Genomic DNA, 22,658 nt, shown 5'->3' on the forward strand with positions numbered 1-22,658 from the left:
CCCGAAGTCGGCGGCAGCACTAGTGGCACCTGAGTACCACGAGACACGTGAAACCTCGTGGGAATCTGGGAGGACCATCTTCCAAGGCTAAATACTACTTAGAGACCGATAGCGAACCAGTACCGTGAGGGAAAGGTGAAAAGAACCCCTGTTAGGGGAGTGAAATAGAACCTGAAACCAGTTGCCTACAAGCTGTGGGAGCGGACTTGTTCCGTGACCACTTGCCTTTTGCATAATGGGCCAGTGAGTTAATCTGTAATGCAAGGTTAAGCAGCGATGTGTAGCCGTAGCGAAAGCGAGTCTGAACAGGGCGACAAGTATTGCGGATTAGACCCGAAACCAGGTGATCTATCCATGGGCAGGCTGAAGCTTGAGTAAAATCAAGTGGAGGGCCGAACCGTTGTAAGTTGAAAATTACTCGGATGACCTGTGGATAGGGGTGAAAGGCCAATCAAACTTGGTGATAGCTGGTTCTCTCCGAAATATATTGAGGTATAGCCTCAGGAGTTTTCTTGCGGAGGTAGAGCACTGACAAGGCTAGGGGTCCCACCAGATTACCAAACCTTATCAAACTCCGAATGCCGTAAGATATATCCTGGGAGTCAGACTGCGGGTGCGAAGGTCCGTAGTCGAAAGGGAAACAGCCCAGACCGTCAGCTAAGGTCCCCAAATCCATACTCAGTGGAAAAGGTGGTGGAGTTGTATAGACAGCCAGGAGGTTGGCTTAGAAGCAGCCATCCTTTAAAGAAAGCGTAATAGCTCACTGGTCTAACGATTCTGCGCCGAAAATGTAACGGGGCTAAGTATGGTACCGAAGCTACGGGATGCGTCTTTGACGCATCGGTAGGAGAGCGTTCTCAGATGGGATGAAGGTGAATCGGAAGGTTCGCTGGACTAATGAGAAGTGATTATGCTGGCATGAGTAACGATAAAACGAGTGAGAAACTCGTTCGCCGTAAGACTAAGGTTTCCTGGGTAAAGCTAATCTTCCCAGGGTTAGTCGGTCCCTAAGGCGAGGCCGAAAGGCGTAGTCGATGGAAAACGGGTTAATATTCCCGTACCAGCAAGTGTGTGCGATGGAGGGACGCAGTAGGATAGCTCAGCCGGCTGTTGGATATGCCGGTGTAAGCACGTAGGCTTGGGAAATAGGCAAATCCGTTTCCCTTAAGGCCGAGATGCGATGCCGTAACTTTACGTTTGAAGTGAGTGATTCCAGACTGCCTAGAAAAGCTTCTAAGTTTAGCACTTGTTGACCGTACCGCAAACCAACACAGGTAGTCGGGTCGAGTAGACCAAGGCGCTTGAGAGAACTCTGGTTAAGGAACTCGGCAAAATGATCCCGTAAGTTAGCGATAAGGGATGCTCCCGACGGTGAAGTTATTTACTATCCGAGCTGTCAGGAGCCGCAGAGAATCGGGGGGGGCGACTGTTTACTAAAAACATAGGTCTATGCTAAGTCGTAAGACGATGTATATGGACTGACGCCTGCCCGGTGCTGGAAGGTTAAAAGGAGGTGTTAGACTTTAAGTCGAAGCTCCGAATTGAAGCCCCAGTAAACGGCGGCCGTAACTATAACGGTCCTAAGGTAGCGAAATTCCTTGTCGGGTAAGTTCCGACCTGCACGAATGGCGTAACGATCTCCCCACTGTCTCAACCAGAGACTCAGTGAAATTGAATTACCGGTGAAAATGCCGGTTACCCGCGGTAAGACGGAAAGACCCTGTGCACCTTTACTATAGCTTGACATTGGGTTTAGGGCTATCATGTGTAGGATAGGTGGGAGGCTTTGAAGTCGGCACGCCAGTGTCGGTGGAGCCAACCTTGAAATACCACCCTTGATAGTCTTGAATTCTAATCCAACGCCGTTATCCGGCTTGGAGACAGTGTCTGGTGGGTAGTTTGACTGGGGCGGTCGCCTCCCAAAGAGTAACGGAGGCTTGCAAAGGTTCCCTCAGGCTGATTGGAAACCAGCCGTTGAGTGCAAAGGCATAAGGGAGCTTGACTGTAAGACAGACATGTCGAGCAGGAACGAAAGTTGGTCTTAGTGATCCGGTGGTCCCGCATGGAAGGGCCATCGCTCATAGGATAAAAGGTACGCCGGGGATAACAGGCTGATCGCGCCCAAGAGTTCACATCGACGGCGCGGTTTGGCACCTCGATGTCGGCTCATCACATCCTGGGGCTGAAGCAGGTCCCAAGGGTTCGGCTGTTCGCCGATTAAAGTGGTACGCGAGCTGGGTTTAAAACGTCGTGAGACAGTTTGGTCCCTATCTACCGTGGGCGTAGGAGAATTGAAAAGGGTCTGCCCCTAGTACGAGAGGACCGGGGTGGACGAACCTCTGGTGTTCCTGTTGTCGCGCCAGCGGCACTGCAGGGTAGCTATGTTCGGAAGGGATAACCGCTGAAAGCATCTAAGCGGGAAGCCTGCCTTGAGATTAGTTCTCCCTATGCTTAACGCATCTGAAGATTCCAGGTAGACCACCTGGTTGATAGGCCGGAGGTGTAAGTGTGGCGACACACTCAGCTGACCGGTACTAATAAATCGTGCGACTTATCTTTCTTCTCTTCCCTATAACTTTAATTTTGCGTATTGCACGCCATCTGCGAATTTTTAAATCTGAGCCAACTGCTCATGTATTGAGAATACACTTCGCATCTGGCTTCAGATTGATAAAATTCACATCTGACGCACACTACACAAAATTGAGTTGTAGAAAAAATCTTCTCTGTTTTAACAATATATTTTGCTCATCGTAGCAGGCAAATTTGCTTGCGACCACTGAGGAGAGGCCACACCCGACCCCATTCCGAACTCGGAAGTTAAGCTCTCCATCGCCGATGATACTGCTGGGTAGCCAGTGGGAAAGTAGGTCGTCGCAAGCTTTTATTTCAAAGCCCCCTTGTGAACAAGGGGGCTTTCTTGCGTTTAATGCAGGAAATTAAAAGGGGAGGGGGATTGACGTTTGGATCGGCCGAAGAGTAACACGTTAGAGCTTCACATATTTTAAGCCAATGAGGTTGCTGCGGTGCTTAAAGATAATAGTACATATGAACACAATACATTTGATAAGGAAGACTTAAGCGAACAAACGATTTCTGAGTCAGTTTTTTATGGATGTATTTTTACAGCTTCTAAGTTTCAGGGGGCATCGTTTATTGATTGTGAATTTCAGGAGTGTTCATTCATAAACTGCAACCTGGCTTTAGTTAGAATGCTTAATACAAGAATACTGGAAACTGTATTTAACGGATCTAAACTGCTGGGTATAAACTGGGGAAGTGCTGGTCCTGTCATTAGAGCTGAATACATAAATTGTCTGATGGATAACTGCGCCTTCAGTGGTATGAATCTTACTAAAGTAAAATTTGAATCATGTTCTCTTAAGGAAGCTTCTTTCAGCAATTGTAAATTGGTCAATGTTAAAATGGATGAATGTGATTTTTCTGGTTGTCAATTTCACAAGACTGATTTGTCCAAAGCTGATTTCAGCTCTTCCAGAAATTATTATATAAATGCTGAAACAAACATCCTTAAAAAAACAAAATTCTCATTGCCAGAGGCAGTTTCTCTTCTGGCCAATCTTAATATAGAGCTTACCGACTGATATTCATGCAGATTGCCATCCACCTGGTTTTGTTTCTAATTGCCACCTATTACCATACTATATAAAATGCTTATCACTGTTCTGTCTGCGCTTACTCCATTGTTTTTGATGATCATTGCTGGGGGCTTCTGTTATCGACAGCAGATACTGCCTGAAAATACAGCTACTGTTTTAAATGGGTTTGTTTACTATTTTACGTTGCCTGCCTTGTTATTCGGGTCTCTGGCAACGACCCCTTTTGAAGAAATTGCTCAGTTACGCTTTATAGGCGGCTATCTAACTGCCATGATCATTGCATACTGGTTGATGTTTGTGGGGTCCCGACAACTTTTTAAAGGACATTACACTGAGAATGGGATGCGGGCCTGTTCTGGGAGTTTCCCAAATTCCGCTTATCTCGGGTTGCCTATAATGATGTATTTATATGATGGGGGCAGGCAGGCTCTCATTGCGACAACTTTGGCAATCATTCTTCCTATTGTCTTGGTTATTATGGTTGTAGCTACTTTTGAGCTGAGCAAAGCTGACAAGAGTAAATCTTCTCTAGAAGTCATCTGGCAGATCGCGTTATCCATGCTCAAAACTCCTCTAATCGGAGCTTCTTTCGCAGGGGCTGTTTTTTCTTTTATGCATTTTAAGCTGCCCGATTATATCACTGTCGGATTGCATGATTTCGGAATGGCCTCAGTACCGTGTGCTTTATTTGCAATCGGGATAATGATTGTAAGACAGAAAATGGAAATTAAAATATCAAAAATTGCGGTAGTAAATCTTTTCAAGCTGATAATTCATCCGTTGCTTGCAGCTGCTTGTCTGGTGGCGTTTGGAGTACATGGAGAAATGCTTCTGATGGGAATTATTCTGGCTGGTATGCCGATTGCCACAATTTCATGTGTTCTAGCGGAGACGTATCAAACATGTGAGGCTGAAACATCTGCAACGGTTTTAGTCTCAATGATTCTTTATAGTGGAACCCTGATAGTGACACTGCTCATTGCAGGGGAATTCGGTTTGAAAATTACCAACTGATGACAGGCAACATTCCTCCATGCCCAGGTCCTTGGGGTCTGGAACACTATTTTTGCATATCGGACCGCAATGTAATATCAGGCCATTTTTTGCAAAGCTATTGAGCGAAGCTGTTGCATTTTTTCTTTGTTTTGCAAAAGAGCCTTCATTTCAGGGTTATTCGAAATAATGAAAGATATTAAGGCCGTCGTTAGCTCGGAATCGTATTTCTTTTTGCTTTCCGTTAGAATTATGGCTGCTAGAATGGGGTTGAGTGCAGCCCGCTGACTGCGCTCAGCTATCATGCCGCAAAAAGCGTCTGCTATAGCGCAAACCCTTGCTTCGAGTTTTATTGCATCCCCCCGCCTTCCTTTGGGATAACCGCTGCCATCTAGCCGCTCATGGTGGTCAAGCACACAAATTTTGACTATCTCATCCTTTATATCCAGTCTATTGAGCATTTTTTCCGCTATATCAACGTGCTCCTGCATGCGCATTCTCTCTTTATACAGGAACTGTCCTTTCTTCTCTGCTAAGGAGGTGGGAAGCTGAGTCATACCCAGATCATGAAGAATAAGACCCAGAGCCAGAGAGCTCATGTCATGTTTCTCTCCGGGTTTATAAATTAATTTAAGATAGATGGCGGTCCCGACAAAAAGAGTGTTGACCACGTGGCTGCAAAGATCTTTATCCCGTCTCAAGGCATTGAAAAAGTGTACCCACCTGTTGGGATCAATCCATACGTATTCACAGTAAACAGCGAGTACTGTTTTAATCTCTTCCAGTGTCTCATTGACTGGGTTTCCATAAAAAGTCCGAACTTTTTCGAGAACTCCATCGAAGAAGATCTTCGCAGCATCCGCTTCATCAATATAATGTTCAGTAAGTAAGGATCCAAGATTTTTACTGATATGCCCCGCTAGTCTCGAGTAGTCAGTTTTGGAAATAAAAAGATTCCCGCTATTGCAGAAGTTGGCCACCTGCTCCTTTTTTTTATCTGAAAGCCTTGTATCTTTCTGGTATAGCGGCACAACTCTCCCAACTTCATCGTCATATATGCATAGAGCTACAGGTAATTTATTTCCGAAAGTGCTGACGATATTTGTGCTGATCTGTAAGAACTGTTCGGAGCCGATGTCCTGAGGGGGAGCCGGTTGTGCCATATCTGAATCCTTTCTATTAAAAATATTAAATTTCCTGAGAGGATTAATAGATTATTCTAACAATAGGAAAAAGTAAACGCTATTGAACCACTTTACCTGTGCCTTAAGTCACTTCGGATATATAAATTAAATACAAGAGTGTTTTTATTAGCGCTCTAATTTGTCTTGAGGTGATTCTATAAATAGGGTAGTTAATTTTGAGAGGGAAACAAGATAGTTATGAATGTGTATGCATTTCGCAAGCAGATGAGGAAATAAAAATTATTATGGTGAAATAACATGGGTGACAAAATTTCAGATAATTTTTTGGGAACTTCCAGGAGTATTATGGAGGAGCATCCGGATTTGAAAGAGAATCTTGAAAAAGTTATGGGCAAAGTCGCTGATTCACTGGTCAGGAAAAAATATGTTGAGTCTGAGAAAGAGCAAGAGAAGACGTGTGCCAATCCGGAAAAAAAGTCTTAAACTGTTTTGCCTAATATTACTGGTCGCTGTGCTTTGCACTATGCAAAGCACCAGACTGCAGGCAGGCAGCAGTCATGTTGTACGAGTGGGAGTGACCCACTATCCGCCGTGGATGAAGAACAAAAGCGGGGCTGTTGGGGGGTATGATTTTGAAATGCTCCAGATCATGTTTAAGCAGTTGGGGCTGGAAGCTGAATATATCCCTATGGTTTTCAGTGACATCCTTAGCGGCCTCAGAAGCGGGGATCTTGATATTGCTACCAGTCTACTTTTTAGAGAGGATCGAAACGAGTATATCAGGTTTATATCACCGCCTTACCGGACGAAAAGTGTAATTAATTTTTATTCGCGAATAGATTCAGGGATTACAGTCAGAAAGTATATAGATATAGCCGGTATGAGGGTGGCGGTAGCTAAAGGAGCACGCTATTTCCCAATATTCGACCTTGATGATCGGATGGTTAAGGTCGAATATCACAGCCAGAAAGAAGCCTTTAAGGCTTTGGCTGAGAAGGAAGTGGACCTAGCTGTGTGTGCTGCCTCTTCAGGTGATCATTATCTACGTGAACTTGGAGCCGAAAACTATATCCAAAGCTGCAGCTTCAGTTATGCTCCGCGGTTTATGCCTGTTTATATTGGTGTATCAAGGAAGTCTCCTCTAAGTGAGAGAGCCGAAGAGCTCGGAGGGGTGCTCCATTCAATGCAGGATGGAGGATTACTTGAGAAAATCGCCGGGAAGTATTCAGTTTCAATTCATTAAAACAGGTTGTCGCAGGAGCCGTAGGATTTCATTTCCCCCCGGTAGGCTGAGAGAATGTCTTCTTTAGTAATGAATCCTATGAAATGACCATTACGCATTACCGGCAGAGTCCTTTTACCGCTGCGGTTCATTAATTCCAGAATCTCTTCTGCACCTGCTCCTTCTTCAATGCTCGGGGCGGTTCGATCTATTGCCACTTCTCCAATATTGCTTTGCTGCCGGTCCGGGTCAAGGATCGAGGACCGGGCGGAAACAACATCCACCATGCCGAGAAAACTGTTTGTAGCACTATCAATAATCGGAATATGAGTCTGGGTGGTGCTGGTAAGCATTTTCATGAAATCACTCACCGGCATTTGCGGACATACTTTGGTAAGATCTTTATGGATAAGTTTTTCAGGGTCTATATCAGCCAGTATTTTGGCATCGGTTTTGGGGCGCAGCAACTGGCCCTTCTCAACAAGGTCCTTGAAGTAGAAAGATGCCGGTTCAAAGGCGTGGGTCAGCATGGATGATAAAAAGGTTACAATCATAATATGCATCACTGCGTGGTAGCCGTTAGTAATTTCCAGTACCAGAAATACGCTGGTTAACGGGGCCTGCATTACTCCGCTGACTATTCCCGCCATTCCTAGAAGGGCGTAAGAACTTTCCCCGGTCAGCCATTGAACGGGGATCAACTGGGTTATTGAGCGGTAGAATATAGTTCCGAAGAGAGAGCCTATAACAAGGCAGGGGGCGAATATACCTCCGAGTCCTCCACTGCCTAAAGTAAGGGAAGTGGTTGCAATTCTGGCAATGAGCATGAGGCCGACAAGCGACAGTCCGCTCGGCAGGGTCCCGTGAATGGCCATTTTTATGGAGTTGTATCCTTCTCCTAGGGCATAAGGGAAGAAAAGCCCGATCAGCCCCACGCAAAGTCCCCCCGAACAGGCTTTTATCCAGGGTACGTTTGTCAAACTTGAGCTGATTGATCCAATCTGCCTGATTGAACGGACGAAAAATACTGAGACAATAGCCGAAAGCAGTGCCAGTAGAACCGATACACCAAGATCGGCGAAGCTCATTGGGGGGAAGTCCTGGCTGAAAGGAATTACATTTCCCTGAAGCAGCCGGGAAGTCTGTGTTGCCACGACAGAAGATATGGCGATGGGTATAAGGTGATAGGGAGTCCATTCACCGAGTATGATTTCTACGGCGAATATCATGCCGGTGACAGGAGCATTGAATATTGCTGATATGGACCCCGCAGCACCGCACCCGATGAGGGTCATTCGGGACTGGCCACCCATTTTTAGCGTCCGGGACAGGTTTGATCCCATAGCCGATCCGCTTACAACCACCGGCGCTTCAGGCCCTGCAGATCCCCCGCTGGCAATGGTCATCAGGCTTGTCACCAGTGAACTCAAAATAGATATGGGTCTCAGGATTCCCTGTTTCAGCCCTACTTTCGCAATTACCTCTCCAACTCCATGCCCTCCTGATTCCTTGAGAATGTTACGGCTCAGGAAAACGGCAGCTCCGGCTCCTGCGGCGGGAAGCAGAAAAATCCACCAGTGATCCGAGTGGGTGGTCCGCAAAGCGGATAGATAATCAAGGGTTCTGTTGAGGGTTACCGCTGCCAGAGCAGAGCATATCCCGATCAGGGTCGCCGCGAGAATTAGAAGCGCGTTTTTGGACGGAGTGCGTTTATGAAGAAAATCCCTGAGAGTCGCTTGATGGTGGCCTGGCTGATGAAACATCTCATATCCTGGATTATTCGGTCAGTACAAAATTCCTACTACAGCTCCGGTCATGCAGGTAGCAAGTGTTCCCCCGATCACAGACTTTGCGCCCATTTCCACAATTTCAGCTTTGCGGTCAGGGGCGATAGAAATCAGTCCTCCGATGAGGATACCAAGGCTTCCCAGATTGGCAAAGCCGCACAATGCGTAGGTCATTATCATTGTAGAACGCGGTGACAGGCTTCCTTCAGGAAGTCCTGCCAGTTGCAGGTATGCGAGAAATTCGTTCAAGATTGTTTTGGTTCCCATAAGTGAAGAGGCCGTGAAGGCTTCTTCCGCCGGAATCCCCATCAACCATACGATGGGCCACATTATGAATCCGAGAACTCGCTGCAGTGTAAGCGGTTCTCCCGCAATATCCGGGAGAAAGGTTAGAACCTGGTTGGCAAGGGCTACGAGCGCTACCAGGACAAGAAGAAGGGCGATTACATTGACAAGCAGGCTTACACCGTCTGAAGTTCCGCGCACAATAGCGTCCATGGAACTTGAAGCCGGAGAATCTATACTGAGCTTTTTCTCTTCTGATATGCCGGACAACTCGGGAACCATCAGCCTTGCTATAAGGATTGCGGCTGGCGCGCTGATGATGGAGGCGGTCAGAATATGGCCGATTGCACCGGGGATTACCGGTGAAAGAATACTTGCATAAAGAACCAGAACTGTACCGGAGATGGTTGCCATTCCGCTGATCATCAGCGTCATGAGTTCACTGCGGGTCATACTTTTTACGTAAGGGGAGATTATAATCGGGGCTTCGACCATGCCGACAAAGATATTGGAGGCAACGCCAAGTCCCAATGCACCGCCTATGTCCATGGTTTTTTGCAGTATTACAGAGAAACAGCGAACTATAACAGGAATTATCCGCCAGTAAAAAAGCAGTGAGGAAAGGGCGCTCACCACAAGGATAAGAGGCAGGGCCTGAAAGGCAAGTGTCCAACTGGCTCCCGGGGACGTTTCTTTAAAAGGCAGTGGGCCTCCCCCAATATAACCGAAGATGAAGCTTGTTCCTGCAGTGGTCGCTTCCTGCAGAGCATCAACTGCGTGGTTGAGGTAAAGCATGGCATTGCTGAACATGGGGATCTTGAGCATCAGCCCCGCTATAAGAAGCTGCAGCGCGACCCCCGTGACAATACTTTTGATACTGATTGATTTTTTGTTTTCACTGAAAAGCCAGGCCACGGTAATGAGGCCGATTAAACCCAACATGCTTTGGAACATCTATTCTGTTTCCCCTTTTACTGTATACTTTTTTATATTATGAGATTTACACCATAGTTATACACCGCGCAACTGTGGGAAACCATTATGTTTCACAAGTTACGTTCACATGGTTATTTGTTGGGAAAACGAGCTTGGCTCCGTTTTTTAGTCGGCAAAAAAAGGTTTCTGAGTTATAAACGTATATCTGAAGTTAAAAAGAGACGTATTGAAATTGAACGCCTTGAACCTTTCTGTATTTAAAGCTATTATATCGGACAAAATAATATTTTGCGTATAGTGGAATATTAATGTGAGATGGCTTTATGTTCTGGGTCTGAACCTCTGCTAAAGGGATATTTTTATGAATGTGGAATTAGCCAAGCCGTTTATCAAGGCTGCTGTGGATGTCCTGTCCATGATGGCCATGGTAACACCCAAACCGGGTAAGCCTTATGTTAAAAAAGATAATGCCGCGATGGGTGATGTCAGCGGAATTGTGGGGATTACCGGGGATATGAACGGAACTATTTCCATAACCTTCACCAAGAGTTGCGCTGTCACCATAGTTAAAAACATGCTCGGTGACGACATTCAGGATATTGTCCAGGATGTTCAGGACGCGGTGGGGGAAATAGTCAACATGATTTCCGGACAGGCCAGAGCAGGGCTTGTTGAACAGGGATTGAATTTTTCCGGCTCCACTCCTTCAGTTATTATGGGAGACAATCATACCATCTCCCACATTTCATCCTCAACGATAATGGCTATCCCGTTCAATTCAGATGCCGGTGAATTTACAATCGAATTCTGTTTTGAGAAGTAGCGACAAGTTTCAATAATAAAAAGAGAGAGTTGCAGATATGAGTATGTTAACCGGATTCAGAGAAAAGTCATTTCTGGATAAGATCAGTATTCTCAATGAAATAGCCACAGGGAAAGATGCTGCGGAGCTTGACGATCTGCTTGATCTTTTCAAGAACCCTCTTGATGACACTTCTGTGGATTACATGGTTGTTACTGCGTTGAACGGGCTTTTGTCTGCGGATGAGGCGAACGCAGTCAAGTTGCTTGAATCGGATGACGACAAGCTCAAAGTGCTTTGCATACGTCTTTGCGGTGAATTCCAATTCAAGACCGCAGTTCCGGTATTGCTTAAACTGGCTGAATCAGACATGGAAGCGGACCTGTTGTTTGAAGTGCTCACTTCTCTGTCTAAAATAGGTGGTGATGAGGCCAGAGATATTTACAGGGCCAACCTTGAGAATGAAGATGACCTTATTACGGTAATGTGCATCGAAATGCTGGGTGAGCTGCAGGATGAGGATTCAATTGAAGGTCTCAAGTCATTTGTGATGAGAAATAACGAAGAGGACCGTTATGAGGTCTGCGACCTCACCACCTGGAAAGCGGTTGAAGCTCTTGCCGCTATCGGCACTGATGAGTCTCTGGGGTTCATAGTTGAGAATCTGCATCACCGAAATCCCACTGTAAGGAGAGTCGTCACTGATTCTCTCACTTCGCTTGGTAAAGACGCGGTTGTGCACATCAAAAAAGTTATTGCGCCGGGGGCGGATAAAGATGATATGATCCTTGCCGCTAATGTTCTCGGTTTTATCGGAGAGAAGGAAGGGCTTGATGTGCTCATGGATGCCCTTGAAAATAATTATTCTGATGATTCCAGTGTAAGATACGCGATTTATGAAGCAATCGGGCGGATCGGCACAATGAAGGGTGTCGTCAGCCTTATTGATGGTCTTGAAGACGAAGATGAACTGATTACTGTCGCCGTTGTTACGGGGCTGGACTCTCTGGTTAATCCGGGTGTGCTCAAAAAGCTGGTCGAAATGATCAGTGAGGGCGGAAGTAAAGGCGGAAAGATTCTCAGGGCCATTGTGACCGCCAGGGCGGTAAATATTTTTGAAGGTCTTTACAATGAAGGTAAAATCGGACGTTTTTTGATGAACGCCGTAGCGGCTTCCAAAGACCATGTTGTTCATGATGCTTTCCGTGAGAAGCTCCGTGAAATAGGTGGGGAAGAGGCCGAGGCTGATCTGGCCCGTCTGCCTGAAAGGGCTGTCGGCACCGGTCGCAGAGCTCTTGCCGTGGATGACTCCAAGTCAATGCTGGCCCTTTACCGCAGTATTCTTACCGGAGCAGGTTACGAGCCCACGGTAGCGGAGAACGGACATGAGGCTTACCTCTATGCTGAAAACGGAGAGCTTTTTGACGTAATTATCACTGACATGAATATGCCGGTTATGGATGGAATGGAACTGGTTTCAAAACTGCGCCAGACTGACGGTTACGAAGATATCCCCGTGATCATGGTTACAACCGAGTCTGAATATTCACAGCAGGATCTGGCCAGAAAGACCGGGGTGAACGATTTCATCACTAAACCGTTCACCGCTGATCAACTCAAGTCCAAGATATCGGAATTCGTGAATTAAGTTCTATAAGAAAGACAATAAAAAAAGGAGGGTTATCCCTCCTTTTTTTATTCTTTAAACAAGGCTTTATCTTTTTCTGATACACTCAGCGACTATCCTGGTTACTCTTCTGCTGTACAGCATTGCCACGTGCCCCATTGCTCCACAGCGGATAATCCGCCACGAACCGGAGAAGGGTTTAAGGTTTTCGCCTGGCAGGACCATCTCGTCTGCCGGTGAAATAATTGCTGTCTTGCTGATATCTTCAGGATATCTAACGGGGTTCTCTCCTTTGAAGAGAGAGCTGTCGGGATGCAGACTCCGGCCCAGTCTGCCGGGGGCAATTCGTGCCAACACACTTCCTCTGAAAGGTGTCCCCAATGTTATTATCTGCTGAACCATTTCTTTGGTTTCAGGATTTTCAGCCGCTCCGGAAATAAGCAGTCCCCCCAATGAATGGCCGACAAGGCTTACTTTCTCCGGTCTGCAGTTGGAGTTGTATATTTTTTTAATTTCCTTTCTCAGTTCAAGGACCAGTTCCGGGTAGGAAGTTGTGAAGCTGTTGTATTGCCATGTTTTCAGGTTGGCGAATCCCTGACGGTTGAGCCTGTGTTTCATGGGCAGCCATGCCATTTTATTGTGGTACAGCCCGTGAACGAGAAGAATCGGACGGTTATCGTCAGCTTTTGCTATCAGGGGGATTCTGTCCAGAAAAGTGAAAGGCCTAGTCAGGATCGCGACAAAAAGACTTGTCCCTGCTGAAATTATTGCACTCCATAATTCTTTTATGTTTGAACCGAATGTTTTTTGTTTCATTTCTTTGCGGTTGAAAAATGCCGCAAAAAGAAGCAGGGGAGCCGGAAGAAAAAAAAGGATGATACTGCCAAGGATAAGTCGGTTAACCATAGTGTGCTTGTGTGAAAGAGTTATTGTTTAGTGTCGGCTTAGCATGAAATGTACTGCTTGTTTTCAATTGACGGAAATTGTTTCAGTCTGCAACATATTTTAACATTTCCAAATCAAAGTGGAGTTGACAATTGAGCCGTAAAATTCTGAGCCTCGATATCGGCAGTGGAACACAGGATGTCCTTTATTACATTGAAGGGGTTGAAATAGAAAACTGTTTCAAATTTGTTTTACCTTCTCCGGCTAGAGTGGTGGGCGATAAAATTCGTGAGTTAACTGAAAAAGGTGTTGATATTTATCTTACCGGAAGAAACATGGGTGGCGGATTCGGACGTGCCGTCTTTCCCCATCTTGATGCCGGACATAAAGTGTTTGCCCATCCCCGTGCAGCACTTGCACTTGGAGATGACCTCAAACGCCTTGAAGGTAAAGGTATAATTCTTAGCGATTCTCTTCCCTCCGGCTGTATACCGGTACACCTTTGTGATTATGATCCGGGTTGGTGGCAGTGCTTTCTGTCCGCAGCCGGGCTTGATTATCCTGATCTGGTTACTGCTTCTGTTCAGGATCATGGTTATCATCCGGGCAAGAGCAACCGTATCGGAAGGTTCAACCTCTGGAAAAGGCTTCTTGTCGATAATGAAGGACGGCCCGAGAGCCTGCTCTTTAACAAGGTTCCGGAAGAATTCACCCGCATGGCTGAATTACAGGAGTCCATAGGCGGAGGCCCTGTTGCCGACACAGGTGCTGCGGCGGTACTAGGCTGTCTTTTTGTGGATGAAATCATGGAGCACAGCTACAGGGAAGGTATTTGCCTTATCAATGTCGGAAACAGCCACACAATTTCTTTCCTGCTGTATAAAGGTGCTGTTTTTGGAGTCTACGAGCACCATACCGGGAACATGGACCCGGAAAAACTATGGAAAGATACACAGAGCTTCAGAGCCGGTGAACTTACTTTTGATGCAGTGTTTGACGACTGGGGGCATGGCTGTATGACTCTGGACCTTCCTGCGGAAGCTTGCGGATTCAGCCCTACATATGTGATGGGGCCCAAGCGTGCCATGCTTGAAGGTTTTCCGGTGACCTTTCCTTCACCGGGGGGGGACATGATGCTTGCCGGATGTTTCGGCCTGATTAAAGGTTTACAACTTAAGGGCAGTTTATAATCAGCATTGTATTCAATAATATTCAATGCGGTCTTGCCCAAATTGTCTATAAGGGATAATGGTATAACAAATTATCACAGTTTATATTAGATATGAACATTAACTGAAGTTGAACATTGTACCGTAATTCATACTTATGTTGCGCACCATTCTGTTTATGATGCTGACTGTACTCCCCGGCTGTTCAGATGTACTGGCCGAGGGGTGGCTGTCCAATACGCTCACCGAGCTTGGCTCCGGTAATCTAGACCGTATCCTTGTGATCGGAGCCGCGATTATCATCAGTGTATTGTTGGCTTTCATTGCTTTTTTATATCTAAATATCGATAAAAGGAAGAAGGTGGAGACTGAACTGCAGCGTGAGCGGGATCTCATGGGCAGTATTATGGAAACCAGTCCCATGGGGATTCTGGTGATTGACAACGATGGTAGAATAATATTTGCCAATGATCAGGCTGCCCGCGTTCATGGTGTTGCCCGTGAAGATATCATCGGGCGGCAGCATAATGACCCGGTATGGAAAATAACATCCCATGACGGATCGCCGTTTCCCCGGGAGAGACTAGCCTTCAACCGGGTAATGAAGATACGTAATGCCGTTCTTGACATAAGGCATGCAATCCACTGGCCTGACGGCAGAAGAGTGCTCCTTTCAATAAACGCTTCTCCATTGTTTGCCCCAAACGGGGAGATCAAGAAAGTGGTGGCAACTGTTGAAGATATTACTACCAGGAAAAAGGTTGAAGAAGCCCTCAAGGAAAGTGCTTACCGCTTTCGCTCGCTTGTGAAAACAGCAGAAAGCATCATTATCCTTCTATCTCCGGACAAAAAAATTCTGGAATTCAATCGCATGGCCGAGGAACTCTTCGGGCGGACCAGACATGAGGTTCTGGGAAGGAATTATTTTGAACTTTTCGTACCGGAACGTTTATGGGGTGACTGTACAAATCAGTTCTCCACAGTTCTGTCCGGCACTCCCCTGCGGCTACAGGAGAATAGCGTTCTTGTCGGGGATGGTGAAGAGCGTCTGATTCAATGGTCTTACTCCCGGTTATTGGACGCTAAAGGGGATGCCCTTGGCGTTCTTGCGGTCGGACAGGATATCACCGAGCGTAAAAGGGGTGAGGTTGAGTTGTGTGAGGCCAGAGACGCTGCCGAAGAAGCAAGCCGGGCCAAGAGCGAGTTTCTTGCCAACATGAGTCATGAAATAAGAACTCCCATCAGTGCCATTATCGGAATGAGCGATATGACTCTTAATACGGATCTTACCCATGAACAGAAGGGATATCTGGTTACGGTCAAGAAAGCTGCCGAGTCCTTACTGCATATAATTAACGATATTCTCGATATTTCCAAAATTGAAGCCCGTAAGATGGAACTTCGGCCAAACGATTTCAATCTGTATGAGATGCTGGACAAGCAGCTCTCTGTTCTTGGGGTTCAGGCAGAGGAAAAAGGAATAGAACTCAGGACCTGTGTCAGTGATCAGGTCTCGCGTTGTTACCATGGTGATGAGTACAGGTTGGGTCAGGTTATTATGAATCTGGTCGGAAATGCTATTAAATTCACTGAAAAAGGCTATGTGGAAGTTTCTGTTGAACATTCCGGAAGTTATGTTGAAGGTGCAATTCTTGAATTTAGGGTCAAGGATACCGGAATAGGTATTTCCGAAGATAAAGCCGGGAAGCTTTTTGAAAGTTTTGTTCAACTCAATGCAGGGTATTCCAAGCGTCATCCGGGCAGTGGTCTTGGACTGGCAATTTCCCGTCAGCTTGTTGAGATGATGGGTGGAAAGATAACATTTACCAGTAGAGAAGGGTGGGGCACAGAGTTCAAGTTCACTGTCAAACTCAAGTCAAGTGAAGGCGAGTGTGTTGAAACCCAGACTGTAGAAGATTCAAATATGGAAGAAAACAGCACGGCTGGTGCCCGCATATTGCTTGCGGAGGATAACGCCACCAATCAGGTATATATTTCACATTTTCTCACCGAAGAAGGTTTTCAGGTACAAACAGCGGAAAATGGTATTGAAGCTCTTGATATACTTGAGAAAGAAGGTCCCTTTGACGTGATTCTCATGGATGTCCAGATGCCGGAAATGGATGGATTGCAGGCTACCCGCCATATAAGGGAATCCGGGAATGATATCCCTATCATTGCCCTTACTGCATACGCGATGGAAGGAGACCGTGAAAAGTTCCTTAGCAGCGGGATGGATGCATACTCATCAAAGCCGGTCAAGATAGATGAACTTGTCAAGATAATCGGAAGGCTTGTTCCCAGGAAATAGAAAGGCCGCCGGACATCATGGACAGGCGGCCATCAATAAGATTCGGTATAATTTTATTGTTCAGTCTGTTTCTCTTCAATATTGCCTACAAGGTCTTTGTGAAGAATTCCTGCAATCTGTTCCTTGAAGTCCATGAGTTCTTTATTGTTTATCCCTTCGATAATGTCTTGCGCTGACTCAATCTCATCGAAGCCCTTTGTTAGGGAACATACCAGATGGATGCCAATTTTTTTACCTTCCAGATCCACCACTCCGAGTATGTTGGATTTTTTTATCTTACGGCGGACAGACTGGGGCAGATGGGGAATCTGCAACAGCATTTCCCTTGGATAGAACAGGTAGCCGAAAGAAAATTTCTCGGCGGTAAAAGCGTCATTTTGAAAGCCGCTGTTGAGGTCCAGCCCGCTGTCTTTAGCAGATTCAAGCATCTGCATTATATCTGAAGCAATACTTTCCGCGTATCCTTTATCCATTTTCATCCTCCTGTGAGACATGGTCTTAACCTGAATTGACTGTGAACCATCAGCTGAACAGTCTTATTTCCGGTCAGACAGCCAAAGGAGCAACACCCTTTGGAGTCATTATTGTTGTTTCTGAAATTTTAGAGTCATCTTCCGGTTTTGAAATGACTTACAACTCTGGTACACTTCTTTGCCGGAAAATGAATCAACCATTTGCCCGGTGCTGATGTCAAGTGCGCAGTGCCGGTTCGGTGGTAATCAAAATGTAAGGTGGGATAATGAAATCGTTTAGACATGAACTCTGGTTTGAGGTCCCGGGGCGGCGGGCATTTATTAATATTACTCCTGATGTGGAGAAGTGTCTTGCCGAGTCCGGTGTAAGTGAAGGGCTTTGCCTGGTAAACGCCATGCATATAACAGCAAGTGTGTTTATAAATGACGATGAATCAGGTCTGCATCATGATTATGAGGTCTGGCTGGAAAAGCTGGCCCCGCATGAGCCGGTCAGCCAGTATAGGCACAATGGCTATGAAGATAATGCGGATGCACATATGAAGCGGCAGGTCATGGGGCGTGAGGTCGTTGTTGCAATTACGGACGGTAAGCTTGATTTCGGTACATGGGAACAGATTTTTTACGGAGAATTTGACGGAGGACGCAGAAAAAGGGTTCTTGTTAAGATAATTGGCGAGTGAAGAAGTCCCGGTAATCCTTGGCATGGGACTCCTCAGGGAGTCCTTCCATTCATGTTTTTAGTGATGTTCTGCCCCATGGTTTAAAAACCGAGATCAGAACCAGGAGGATTAGACAGCCGAATACAGTGAAAGCTGTTATTTCGTTAAGCAACTGGCTGCGCAGGTATTCCGGTGTCTGCAGCTGCATTTCTCTGGCGTTGCCAGAGAGCCTGCTCATATGTTCAAGCCATGGCATGTAGAACATGAACCCGAAAATGATGAACCCGATATTCACCACCCACTTTACAATTATCCACCGGAATCTGAAGAATCCCCAGTTGCTTTTCAGGGCGAAGACAAGTCCTGTTGCAAGACATCCCAATGCTCCCGAAGTAACAACATAACGGTCGATCACCATTAGGCAGAGATCACGTCCGTAAAGGGCTTCTCCTGATTTTGTCGTAACCATGCAATGCAGCAGGACCATGGAGAGGGCTCCACCTCCCCAAAGGCAGGCACTGAGCATGTGCAGTGCCTTCACCCACTTTGTCTGGCTGGTTGTCAGCTTTTGTGTCATAACGTCCGGTTGTAAAGAGCCAGCATACCATTCAGCAGAGATTTCTGCTTGATGGGTTTGGGTAGAAAATCATCTGCACCGGCTTCAATGCATTTCTGCCTGAAGTCCGATGAGGCGTGGGCCGTAAGTGCCAGAACTCCAGTTCGTTTTGCGTTTGAGTGTGCTTCCATCTCCCGGAAACGTCTCAGGAATTCGTAGCCGTCCATTACCGGCATTTCCATGTCCATAAGAATCAGATCATAACTCTCACTTCGGACCATATTGAGGGCCTCTTCACCGTTGGCGGCCATGTTCAGTGATATGTCGGTATGCTTCAGGAAATGGCGTACAAGTTCTCTGTTAGGAATGTTGTCTTCGGCTAGCAGGACCTTTATGGCGGGCATTGCTGGAAGATCTTTCTTGATCGGAGCTGAGTCCGCGGCTGTGGTGATCCCCAGCATTCTCATGACAGTGCGCAGAAATGTCCTTCTCGGCGGAGGCAGAATCATCCCTTTGCCTTCAATCCCCTGCTCAAGGTGCTTACGGTCAAAACTTACTCCGCGCTGAAGCATAAGAACCGGGGGAATCACAGTTCCCTGTTTCCTGAGAGATTTCAGGAGTTCCACTCCCGCTCCATTGTCGAAATTGAGATCATAAACCAGCAGGGAATATAGGGTTTCCTGTGGCTGGGAAAGAAGTGCTCTCAGTGATTCAGAATTGGAGCAGGGTGTAGTGGTCGCTTTGAAATAATTGAGGGTTTCGCAGAGTGAAGTCAGTGTTTTCTGATTGGATGCGGCAACCAGAATTTCCGAGTAGTTGAGGTCCGGCTGCTCTGTAACAGGAGCTTTTGCGTCCCGCGGCAGCGGCAGGGTGATCATGAACGAACTGCCAACTCCGGGAGTGCTTTCCGCGCTGATGGTTCCGCCCATTAACTCTGTAAGTTTTTTACTTATGGAGAGTCCCAGCCCGGAGCCGCCGAACCTTCGAGTTGTGGAACTGTCGGCCTGGGAGAAAGGAGCAAAGATTGCTTCAAGCTTTTCCGGGGCGATTCCTACTCCGGTGTCGGAGATAATGAATGCTATATCATCCGAGTCCCTCTGGGCACTGCGCTGAACAGTTATGCTCACTTCTCCGCAGGATGTGAATTTAACCGCATTGGAAAGAATGTTCAAAAGTATCTGCCGAAGTCTGGTGGGGTCTCCAAGTACGAATTCCGGAACATCCGGTTTGAACCGGCATACAAGTTCGATATTGCGGGTTGACGCCGCAGTTGCCTGCAGCCCTACAATGGATTCGACTTCCTGAAGCAGATCAACTGGAATTGTTTCCAGAGTTACGTGGTTGGCTTCAATCTTGGAAAAATCAAGGATATCATTGATAATTGAGAGCAGAACTTCTCCCGAGGATTCAAATATATTGACATACTCGGCCTGTTCGTCTGTCATATCAGTATTTTTAAAAAGGTCTGCCACACCAATGATAGAGTTCAGCGGTGTGCGGATTTCGTGGCTCATGCTGGCTAGAAATGCACTTTTGGCTTCATTGGCTTCTTCTGCCTGAATAATGGCGTTTTCCAGCTGTTCTTCTGTCTTCATATGTTCGCGGATTTCATCGTTGAGGTCTGACGTCTTTTCTTCAACAAGTTTGCTCAACTCTATGCCTTTCCTGCGTATGGCCCTGAAGCGAAGCTGCACACCGACGACCAGTGCGCTGATAAGCAGTAGTACAACCAGTGAGATGAACCACCATGTCTTCCAGAACGGTGGAATAATATTAATCTTGATGCTGGTTCCGGTTTCGTTCCATATGCCGTCACTGTTGGATGCTATGACTCTGAACAGGTAGCTGCCGTGGTCAAAGTTGGTGAAGGTAGCTGTCGCCTCGGAGGAGGCATCGATCCATTCATCATGAAAACCTTCAAGTTTATATCTGTACTTGTTCAGCTTGGGATTCTGATAATCCAGAGCGGCGAACGCGAAGGTGAACATCGCATCCTTGTAGGACAGTGTGATCTCCTTGGTTTCAGAGATATTGGTCTCCAGGCGGGCGGGACTGTTCATTATATTAAGCCCGGTGATGACAACAGGCGGGGGAGTCGGGTTGATCCGTATCTTTTTGGGATCAAACATGTTCATCCCTTTTAACCCGCCGAAGTACATTGTTCCGCTTTGGCCTTTGTTATAGGCGTTGATCCAGTATTCAATACCCTGAAGGCCGTCAGAAAGCCCAAAATTCCAGACCTTGCCGGTAACTGGGTCCAGTGTGGATATCCCTTTGAAAGTGGAGACCCATACCTTGCCCTCACTGTCGAGACAGAGTCCCTGTATACCATCGTTGGCGAGCCCGTCTTTTTCCGTATAGCGGGTGAAAACTTCTGAAACAGGGTCGAATCTGTTGAGGCCCGCGTCTGTCCCGATCCAGAGGGAACCGTCAGCAGCTTCCGCAATCGGGGTAACTCTGTTGTTGGATACGGAATTGGGGTTGTCAGGATCATGCTTGAAGTGCTTGAAAGTTCCCTTCTCACGATCCATCAGGGCCAGCCCTGCATTTGTCCCGAGCCAGAAATTATGGTTGCTGTCTTCGAATATATTTCTGACCCTTTTATGCTGAAGACTCTGCGGATTGTCAGACTCCGGCATATAACGCTTGAAATTTCCAGTGGAGAGATCAAGTCGGTTCAGACCCTTTTTGCTGGTTCCTATCCACATGTATCCCTTACTGCCTTCATATATCCACCAGATATTGTTCTGGCTCAGGGAGTTATTATTCTTTTTGTCTCTATAATATCTTTCTACTATGCCTTTATTTTTGTCGATTACGAAAACACCCTTTTTGCGTGTGCCCACCCAAATCAGTCCTCTGGAATCCTGAAAAATACAGTTGATCCTATCTCCGTTAAGATTCCATGGTTCAGGGGAGTCTTCATTATAGTTACGGGTTTCACCAGTTCTGGGGTTGAAGATGCTCAGGCCGTTTTTGTATGTACCTACCCATACCAGCCCTTCATTGTCTTCAAGAACAGCGCTTACCTCCTGCCCCGGCAGAGTGGCCTTTTTCCATGGCTGTCGTCTGAGAATGCCGAAAGCCTGCATTTTAGGGGTCAGGATACTAAGTCCGTCTGCATAGGTTCCAACCCAGAGAACTCCGGAGTTGTCCTCAAGTATCTGCGTTACTTTATTGTCACTGAGGCTGTGGGGGTCCAGCTGGTTTTTCTTGAAAAAAGCGAATTTCATTTTTTCAGGACTCAGTTCGGCGGTTTCCGGATATCTTCTAGCCAGTCCTTCTAGGGTTCCCAGCCATAGGTTACCGGAGTTGTCTTCATATATGTCGTTTATTTCGAGAGAGCGGAAGAGTGTCTTGAATTTATCTGTTCCGGGAGTGTGGATAGCAATTCCCTTTTTGGTACCTACCCACAGTTCTCCCTTTTTCTTCTGATAGAAGCAAAGTACTGTGTCATCACAGATAGTGGACGGGTCTTTAGGGTCGTGTTTGTAATTCTTAAAGGTCTTCTTATTCTCCTGAAACAGGCTCAATCCGGCAGCTGTTCCGATCCAGATCTTCCCGTCAAGGTCTTCGAAGATGGTTCTTATCTCATTGTGGCAGATGCTTCCGGGATCATCTGACTGCTGAAAACGTTTGAACTTTCCAGTCGCTCGGTCATAAATATTCAGCCCGCTGTGTGTTCCCACCCATAGCCTTCCTCTGGAATCCTCATAGATACAGCGCACTGTTTTGCCGGAGATGGACTCGGGGTTATTTTCTTCAGGGATAAAATGTTTGAAGGTATCGGTTTTGCGATTGTATAAGTTGAGTCCTCCGCCTTTGGTCCCGATCCAGAGTATTCCTGAACTGTCTTCGTAGAGGGCTCTTATATTACCGTCTGAAATGGAATTAGGGGATTTCGTGTTACGGTATACTTTTATGTGTCGCCCATCGAATCTGTTCAGACCGTCGTAAGTACCGAACCACATGAATCCTCTGGAATCCTGTATCATGCACAGCAGCGATGACTGAGACAGCCCTTCATTCAAAGAAAACCTCTGAAATCGCAAATCCTGCTGAAATGCCGATGCGTTGTGTGCTGTCGCAAGGAACATTGATATAAGGAGCAAGCAGGTGAACCGAAAAGAGCGTGTTTTGCCGTACATATATTTATCCGTGGCTGGCTGTTGTTTTACTGTTTTA

The 22,658-nt window shown here is 46.5% G+C and carries 16 protein-coding genes and 2 rRNA genes (1 of these 18 running past the window's edge); 11 read left to right on the plus strand and 7 right to left on the minus strand.

Annotation, left to right across the window (positions count from 1 at the left end; genetic code table 11):
* From ACZ5PW_RS04480 to ACZ5PW_RS04495, 4 genes are all read left to right on the plus strand, one after another.
* A 23S ribosomal RNA gene (locus ACZ5PW_RS04480) occupies positions 1-2,559 on the plus strand; it begins 378 nt to the left of the window's first position.
* A gap of 209 nt (positions 2,560-2,768) precedes the next feature.
* Positions 2,769-2,883: ribosomal RNA gene (rrf, locus tag ACZ5PW_RS04485) — 5S ribosomal RNA — on the plus strand.
* 143 nt (positions 2,884-3,026) lie between these two features.
* Positions 3,027-3,605, plus strand: a complete 579-nt coding sequence (locus ACZ5PW_RS04490) for a pentapeptide repeat-containing protein (RefSeq protein WP_464558341.1) — start codon at positions 3,027-3,029, stop codon at positions 3,603-3,605.
* Between the two features lie 66 nt (positions 3,606-3,671).
* Positions 3,672-4,634: an AEC family transporter gene (locus ACZ5PW_RS04495; RefSeq protein WP_464558343.1), complete on the plus strand. Its 963-nt coding sequence runs from the start codon at positions 3,672-3,674 to the stop codon at positions 4,632-4,634.
* A gap of 77 nt (positions 4,635-4,711) precedes the next feature.
* On the opposite strand, the gene ACZ5PW_RS04500 is transcribed toward ACZ5PW_RS04495, so the two are convergent.
* Positions 4,712-5,776 carry an HD-GYP domain-containing protein gene (locus ACZ5PW_RS04500; protein ID WP_464558345.1) on the minus strand — a complete coding sequence of 355 codons (1,065 nt, stop codon included), beginning with the start codon at positions 5,774-5,776 and terminating at the stop codon, positions 4,712-4,714.
* A gap of 279 nt (positions 5,777-6,055) precedes the next feature.
* Here ACZ5PW_RS04500 and ACZ5PW_RS04505 point away from each other — a divergent pair, with 279 nt between their 5' ends.
* Both ACZ5PW_RS04505 and ACZ5PW_RS04510 read left to right on the plus strand, forming a co-directional pair.
* The gene (locus tag ACZ5PW_RS04505; RefSeq protein ID WP_464558347.1) at positions 6,056-6,241 is read left to right on the plus strand and encodes a hypothetical protein; all 186 of its coding nucleotides are present in this window, start codon (positions 6,056-6,058) and stop codon (positions 6,239-6,241) included.
* A 91-nt stretch (positions 6,242-6,332) separates the two neighbouring features.
* Positions 6,333-7,001, plus strand: a complete 669-nt coding sequence (locus ACZ5PW_RS04510) for a substrate-binding periplasmic protein (protein WP_464558349.1) — start codon at positions 6,333-6,335, stop codon at positions 6,999-7,001.
* Here ACZ5PW_RS04510 and ACZ5PW_RS04515 read toward each other — a convergent pair.
* Both ACZ5PW_RS04515 and ACZ5PW_RS04520 read right to left on the minus strand, forming a co-directional pair.
* Complete coding sequence (locus ACZ5PW_RS04515; protein ID WP_464558351.1) at positions 6,998-8,743, minus strand: chloride channel protein; 1,746 nt, start codon at positions 8,741-8,743, stop codon at positions 6,998-7,000. The two genes, ACZ5PW_RS04510 and ACZ5PW_RS04515, sit on opposite strands and share 4 nt — an antisense overlap.
* A 21-nt stretch (positions 8,744-8,764) precedes the next feature.
* The gene (locus tag ACZ5PW_RS04520; protein ID WP_464558353.1) at positions 8,765-10,006 is read right to left on the minus strand and encodes a NupC/NupG family nucleoside CNT transporter; all 1,242 of its coding nucleotides are present in this window, start codon (positions 10,004-10,006) and stop codon (positions 8,765-8,767) included.
* Positions 10,007-10,349: 343 nt separating this feature from the next.
* Here ACZ5PW_RS04520 and ACZ5PW_RS04525 point away from each other — a divergent pair, with 343 nt between their 5' ends.
* Both ACZ5PW_RS04525 and ACZ5PW_RS04530 read left to right on the plus strand, forming a co-directional pair.
* Positions 10,350-10,811 carry a chemotaxis protein CheX gene (locus tag ACZ5PW_RS04525; protein WP_464558355.1) on the plus strand — a complete coding sequence of 154 codons (462 nt, stop codon included), beginning with the start codon at positions 10,350-10,352 and terminating at the stop codon, positions 10,809-10,811.
* A 37-nt stretch (positions 10,812-10,848) separates the two neighbouring features.
* On the plus strand, positions 10,849-12,438 hold the full coding sequence (locus ACZ5PW_RS04530; protein ID WP_464558357.1) for a HEAT repeat domain-containing protein: 1,590 nt from the start codon (positions 10,849-10,851) through the stop codon (positions 12,436-12,438).
* A gap of 66 nt (positions 12,439-12,504) precedes the next feature.
* Here ACZ5PW_RS04530 and ACZ5PW_RS04535 read toward each other — a convergent pair whose 3' ends face one another.
* Positions 12,505-13,323: an esterase/lipase family protein gene (locus ACZ5PW_RS04535; protein ID WP_464558359.1), complete on the minus strand. Its 819-nt coding sequence runs from the start codon at positions 13,321-13,323 to the stop codon at positions 12,505-12,507.
* 131 nt (positions 13,324-13,454) lie between these two features.
* On the opposite strand from ACZ5PW_RS04535, the gene ACZ5PW_RS04540 reads away from it, so the two are divergent.
* Positions 13,455-14,492 carry a DUF1786 domain-containing protein gene (locus ACZ5PW_RS04540; RefSeq protein ID WP_464558361.1) on the plus strand — a complete coding sequence of 346 codons (1,038 nt, stop codon included), beginning with the start codon at positions 13,455-13,457 and terminating at the stop codon, positions 14,490-14,492.
* A 136-nt stretch (positions 14,493-14,628) separates the two neighbouring features.
* Positions 14,629-16,782, plus strand: a complete 2,154-nt coding sequence (locus ACZ5PW_RS04545) for a PAS domain S-box protein (protein WP_464558363.1) — start codon at positions 14,629-14,631, stop codon at positions 16,780-16,782.
* Between the two features lie 53 nt (positions 16,783-16,835).
* Here ACZ5PW_RS04545 and ACZ5PW_RS04550 read toward each other — a convergent pair whose 3' ends face one another.
* Entirely contained in the window at positions 16,836-17,255 is a 420-nt protein-coding gene (locus tag ACZ5PW_RS04550; RefSeq protein WP_464558365.1) for a hypothetical protein, read from the minus strand.
* Between the two features lie 266 nt (positions 17,256-17,521).
* Here ACZ5PW_RS04550 and ACZ5PW_RS04555 point away from each other — a divergent pair, with 266 nt between their 5' ends.
* Entirely contained in the window at positions 17,522-17,938 is a 417-nt protein-coding gene (locus ACZ5PW_RS04555) for a secondary thiamine-phosphate synthase enzyme YjbQ (RefSeq protein ID WP_464558367.1), read from the plus strand.
* A gap of 49 nt (positions 17,939-17,987) precedes the next feature.
* Here the strand turns inward: ACZ5PW_RS04555 and ACZ5PW_RS04560 are convergent, their stop codons facing one another.
* Positions 17,988-18,494, minus strand: a complete 507-nt coding sequence (locus tag ACZ5PW_RS04560; RefSeq protein WP_464558369.1) for a DUF2269 family protein — start codon at positions 18,492-18,494, stop codon at positions 17,988-17,990.
* Complete coding sequence (locus ACZ5PW_RS04565) at positions 18,491-22,504, minus strand: two-component regulator propeller domain-containing protein (protein WP_464558371.1); 4,014 nt, start codon at positions 22,502-22,504, stop codon at positions 18,491-18,493. Before ACZ5PW_RS04565 ends, ACZ5PW_RS04560 begins: the two co-directional genes overlap by 4 nt.
* Positions 22,505-22,658 lie beyond the last annotated feature (154 nt).

The sequence above is a fragment of the Maridesulfovibrio salinus genome, assembly GCF_055394525.1.

Bases quoted from the DNA above. Each gene is read 5' to 3' on its own strand.
- ACZ5PW_RS04495 (WP_464558343.1), top strand. From the start codon at position 3,672: ATGCTTATCACTGTTCTGTCTGCGCTTACTCCATTGTTTTTGATGATC.
- ACZ5PW_RS04500 (WP_464558345.1), bottom strand. From the start codon at position 5,776: ATGGCACAACCGGCTCCCCCTCAGGACATCGGCTCCGAACAGTTCTTA.
- ACZ5PW_RS04505 (WP_464558347.1), top strand. From the start codon at position 6,056: ATGGGTGACAAAATTTCAGATAATTTTTTGGGAACTTCCAGGAGTATT.
- ACZ5PW_RS04515 (WP_464558351.1), bottom strand. From the start codon at position 8,743: ATGTTTCATCAGCCAGGCCACCATCAAGCGACTCTCAGGGATTTTCTT.
- ACZ5PW_RS04520 (WP_464558353.1), bottom strand. From the start codon at position 10,006: ATGTTCCAAAGCATGTTGGGTTTAATCGGCCTCATTACCGTGGCCTGG.
- ACZ5PW_RS04525 (WP_464558355.1), top strand. From the start codon at position 10,350: ATGAATGTGGAATTAGCCAAGCCGTTTATCAAGGCTGCTGTGGATGTC.
- ACZ5PW_RS04530 (WP_464558357.1), top strand. From the start codon at position 10,849: ATGAGTATGTTAACCGGATTCAGAGAAAAGTCATTTCTGGATAAGATC.
- ACZ5PW_RS04535 (WP_464558359.1), bottom strand. From the start codon at position 13,323: ATGGTTAACCGACTTATCCTTGGCAGTATCATCCTTTTTTTTCTTCCG.
- ACZ5PW_RS04545 (WP_464558363.1), top strand. From the start codon at position 14,629: ATGTTGCGCACCATTCTGTTTATGATGCTGACTGTACTCCCCGGCTGT.
- ACZ5PW_RS04550 (WP_464558365.1), bottom strand. From the start codon at position 17,255: ATGGATAAAGGATACGCGGAAAGTATTGCTTCAGATATAATGCAGATG.
- ACZ5PW_RS04555 (WP_464558367.1), top strand. From the start codon at position 17,522: ATGAAATCGTTTAGACATGAACTCTGGTTTGAGGTCCCGGGGCGGCGG.
- ACZ5PW_RS04560 (WP_464558369.1), bottom strand. From the start codon at position 18,494: ATGACACAAAAGCTGACAACCAGCCAGACAAAGTGGGTGAAGGCACTG.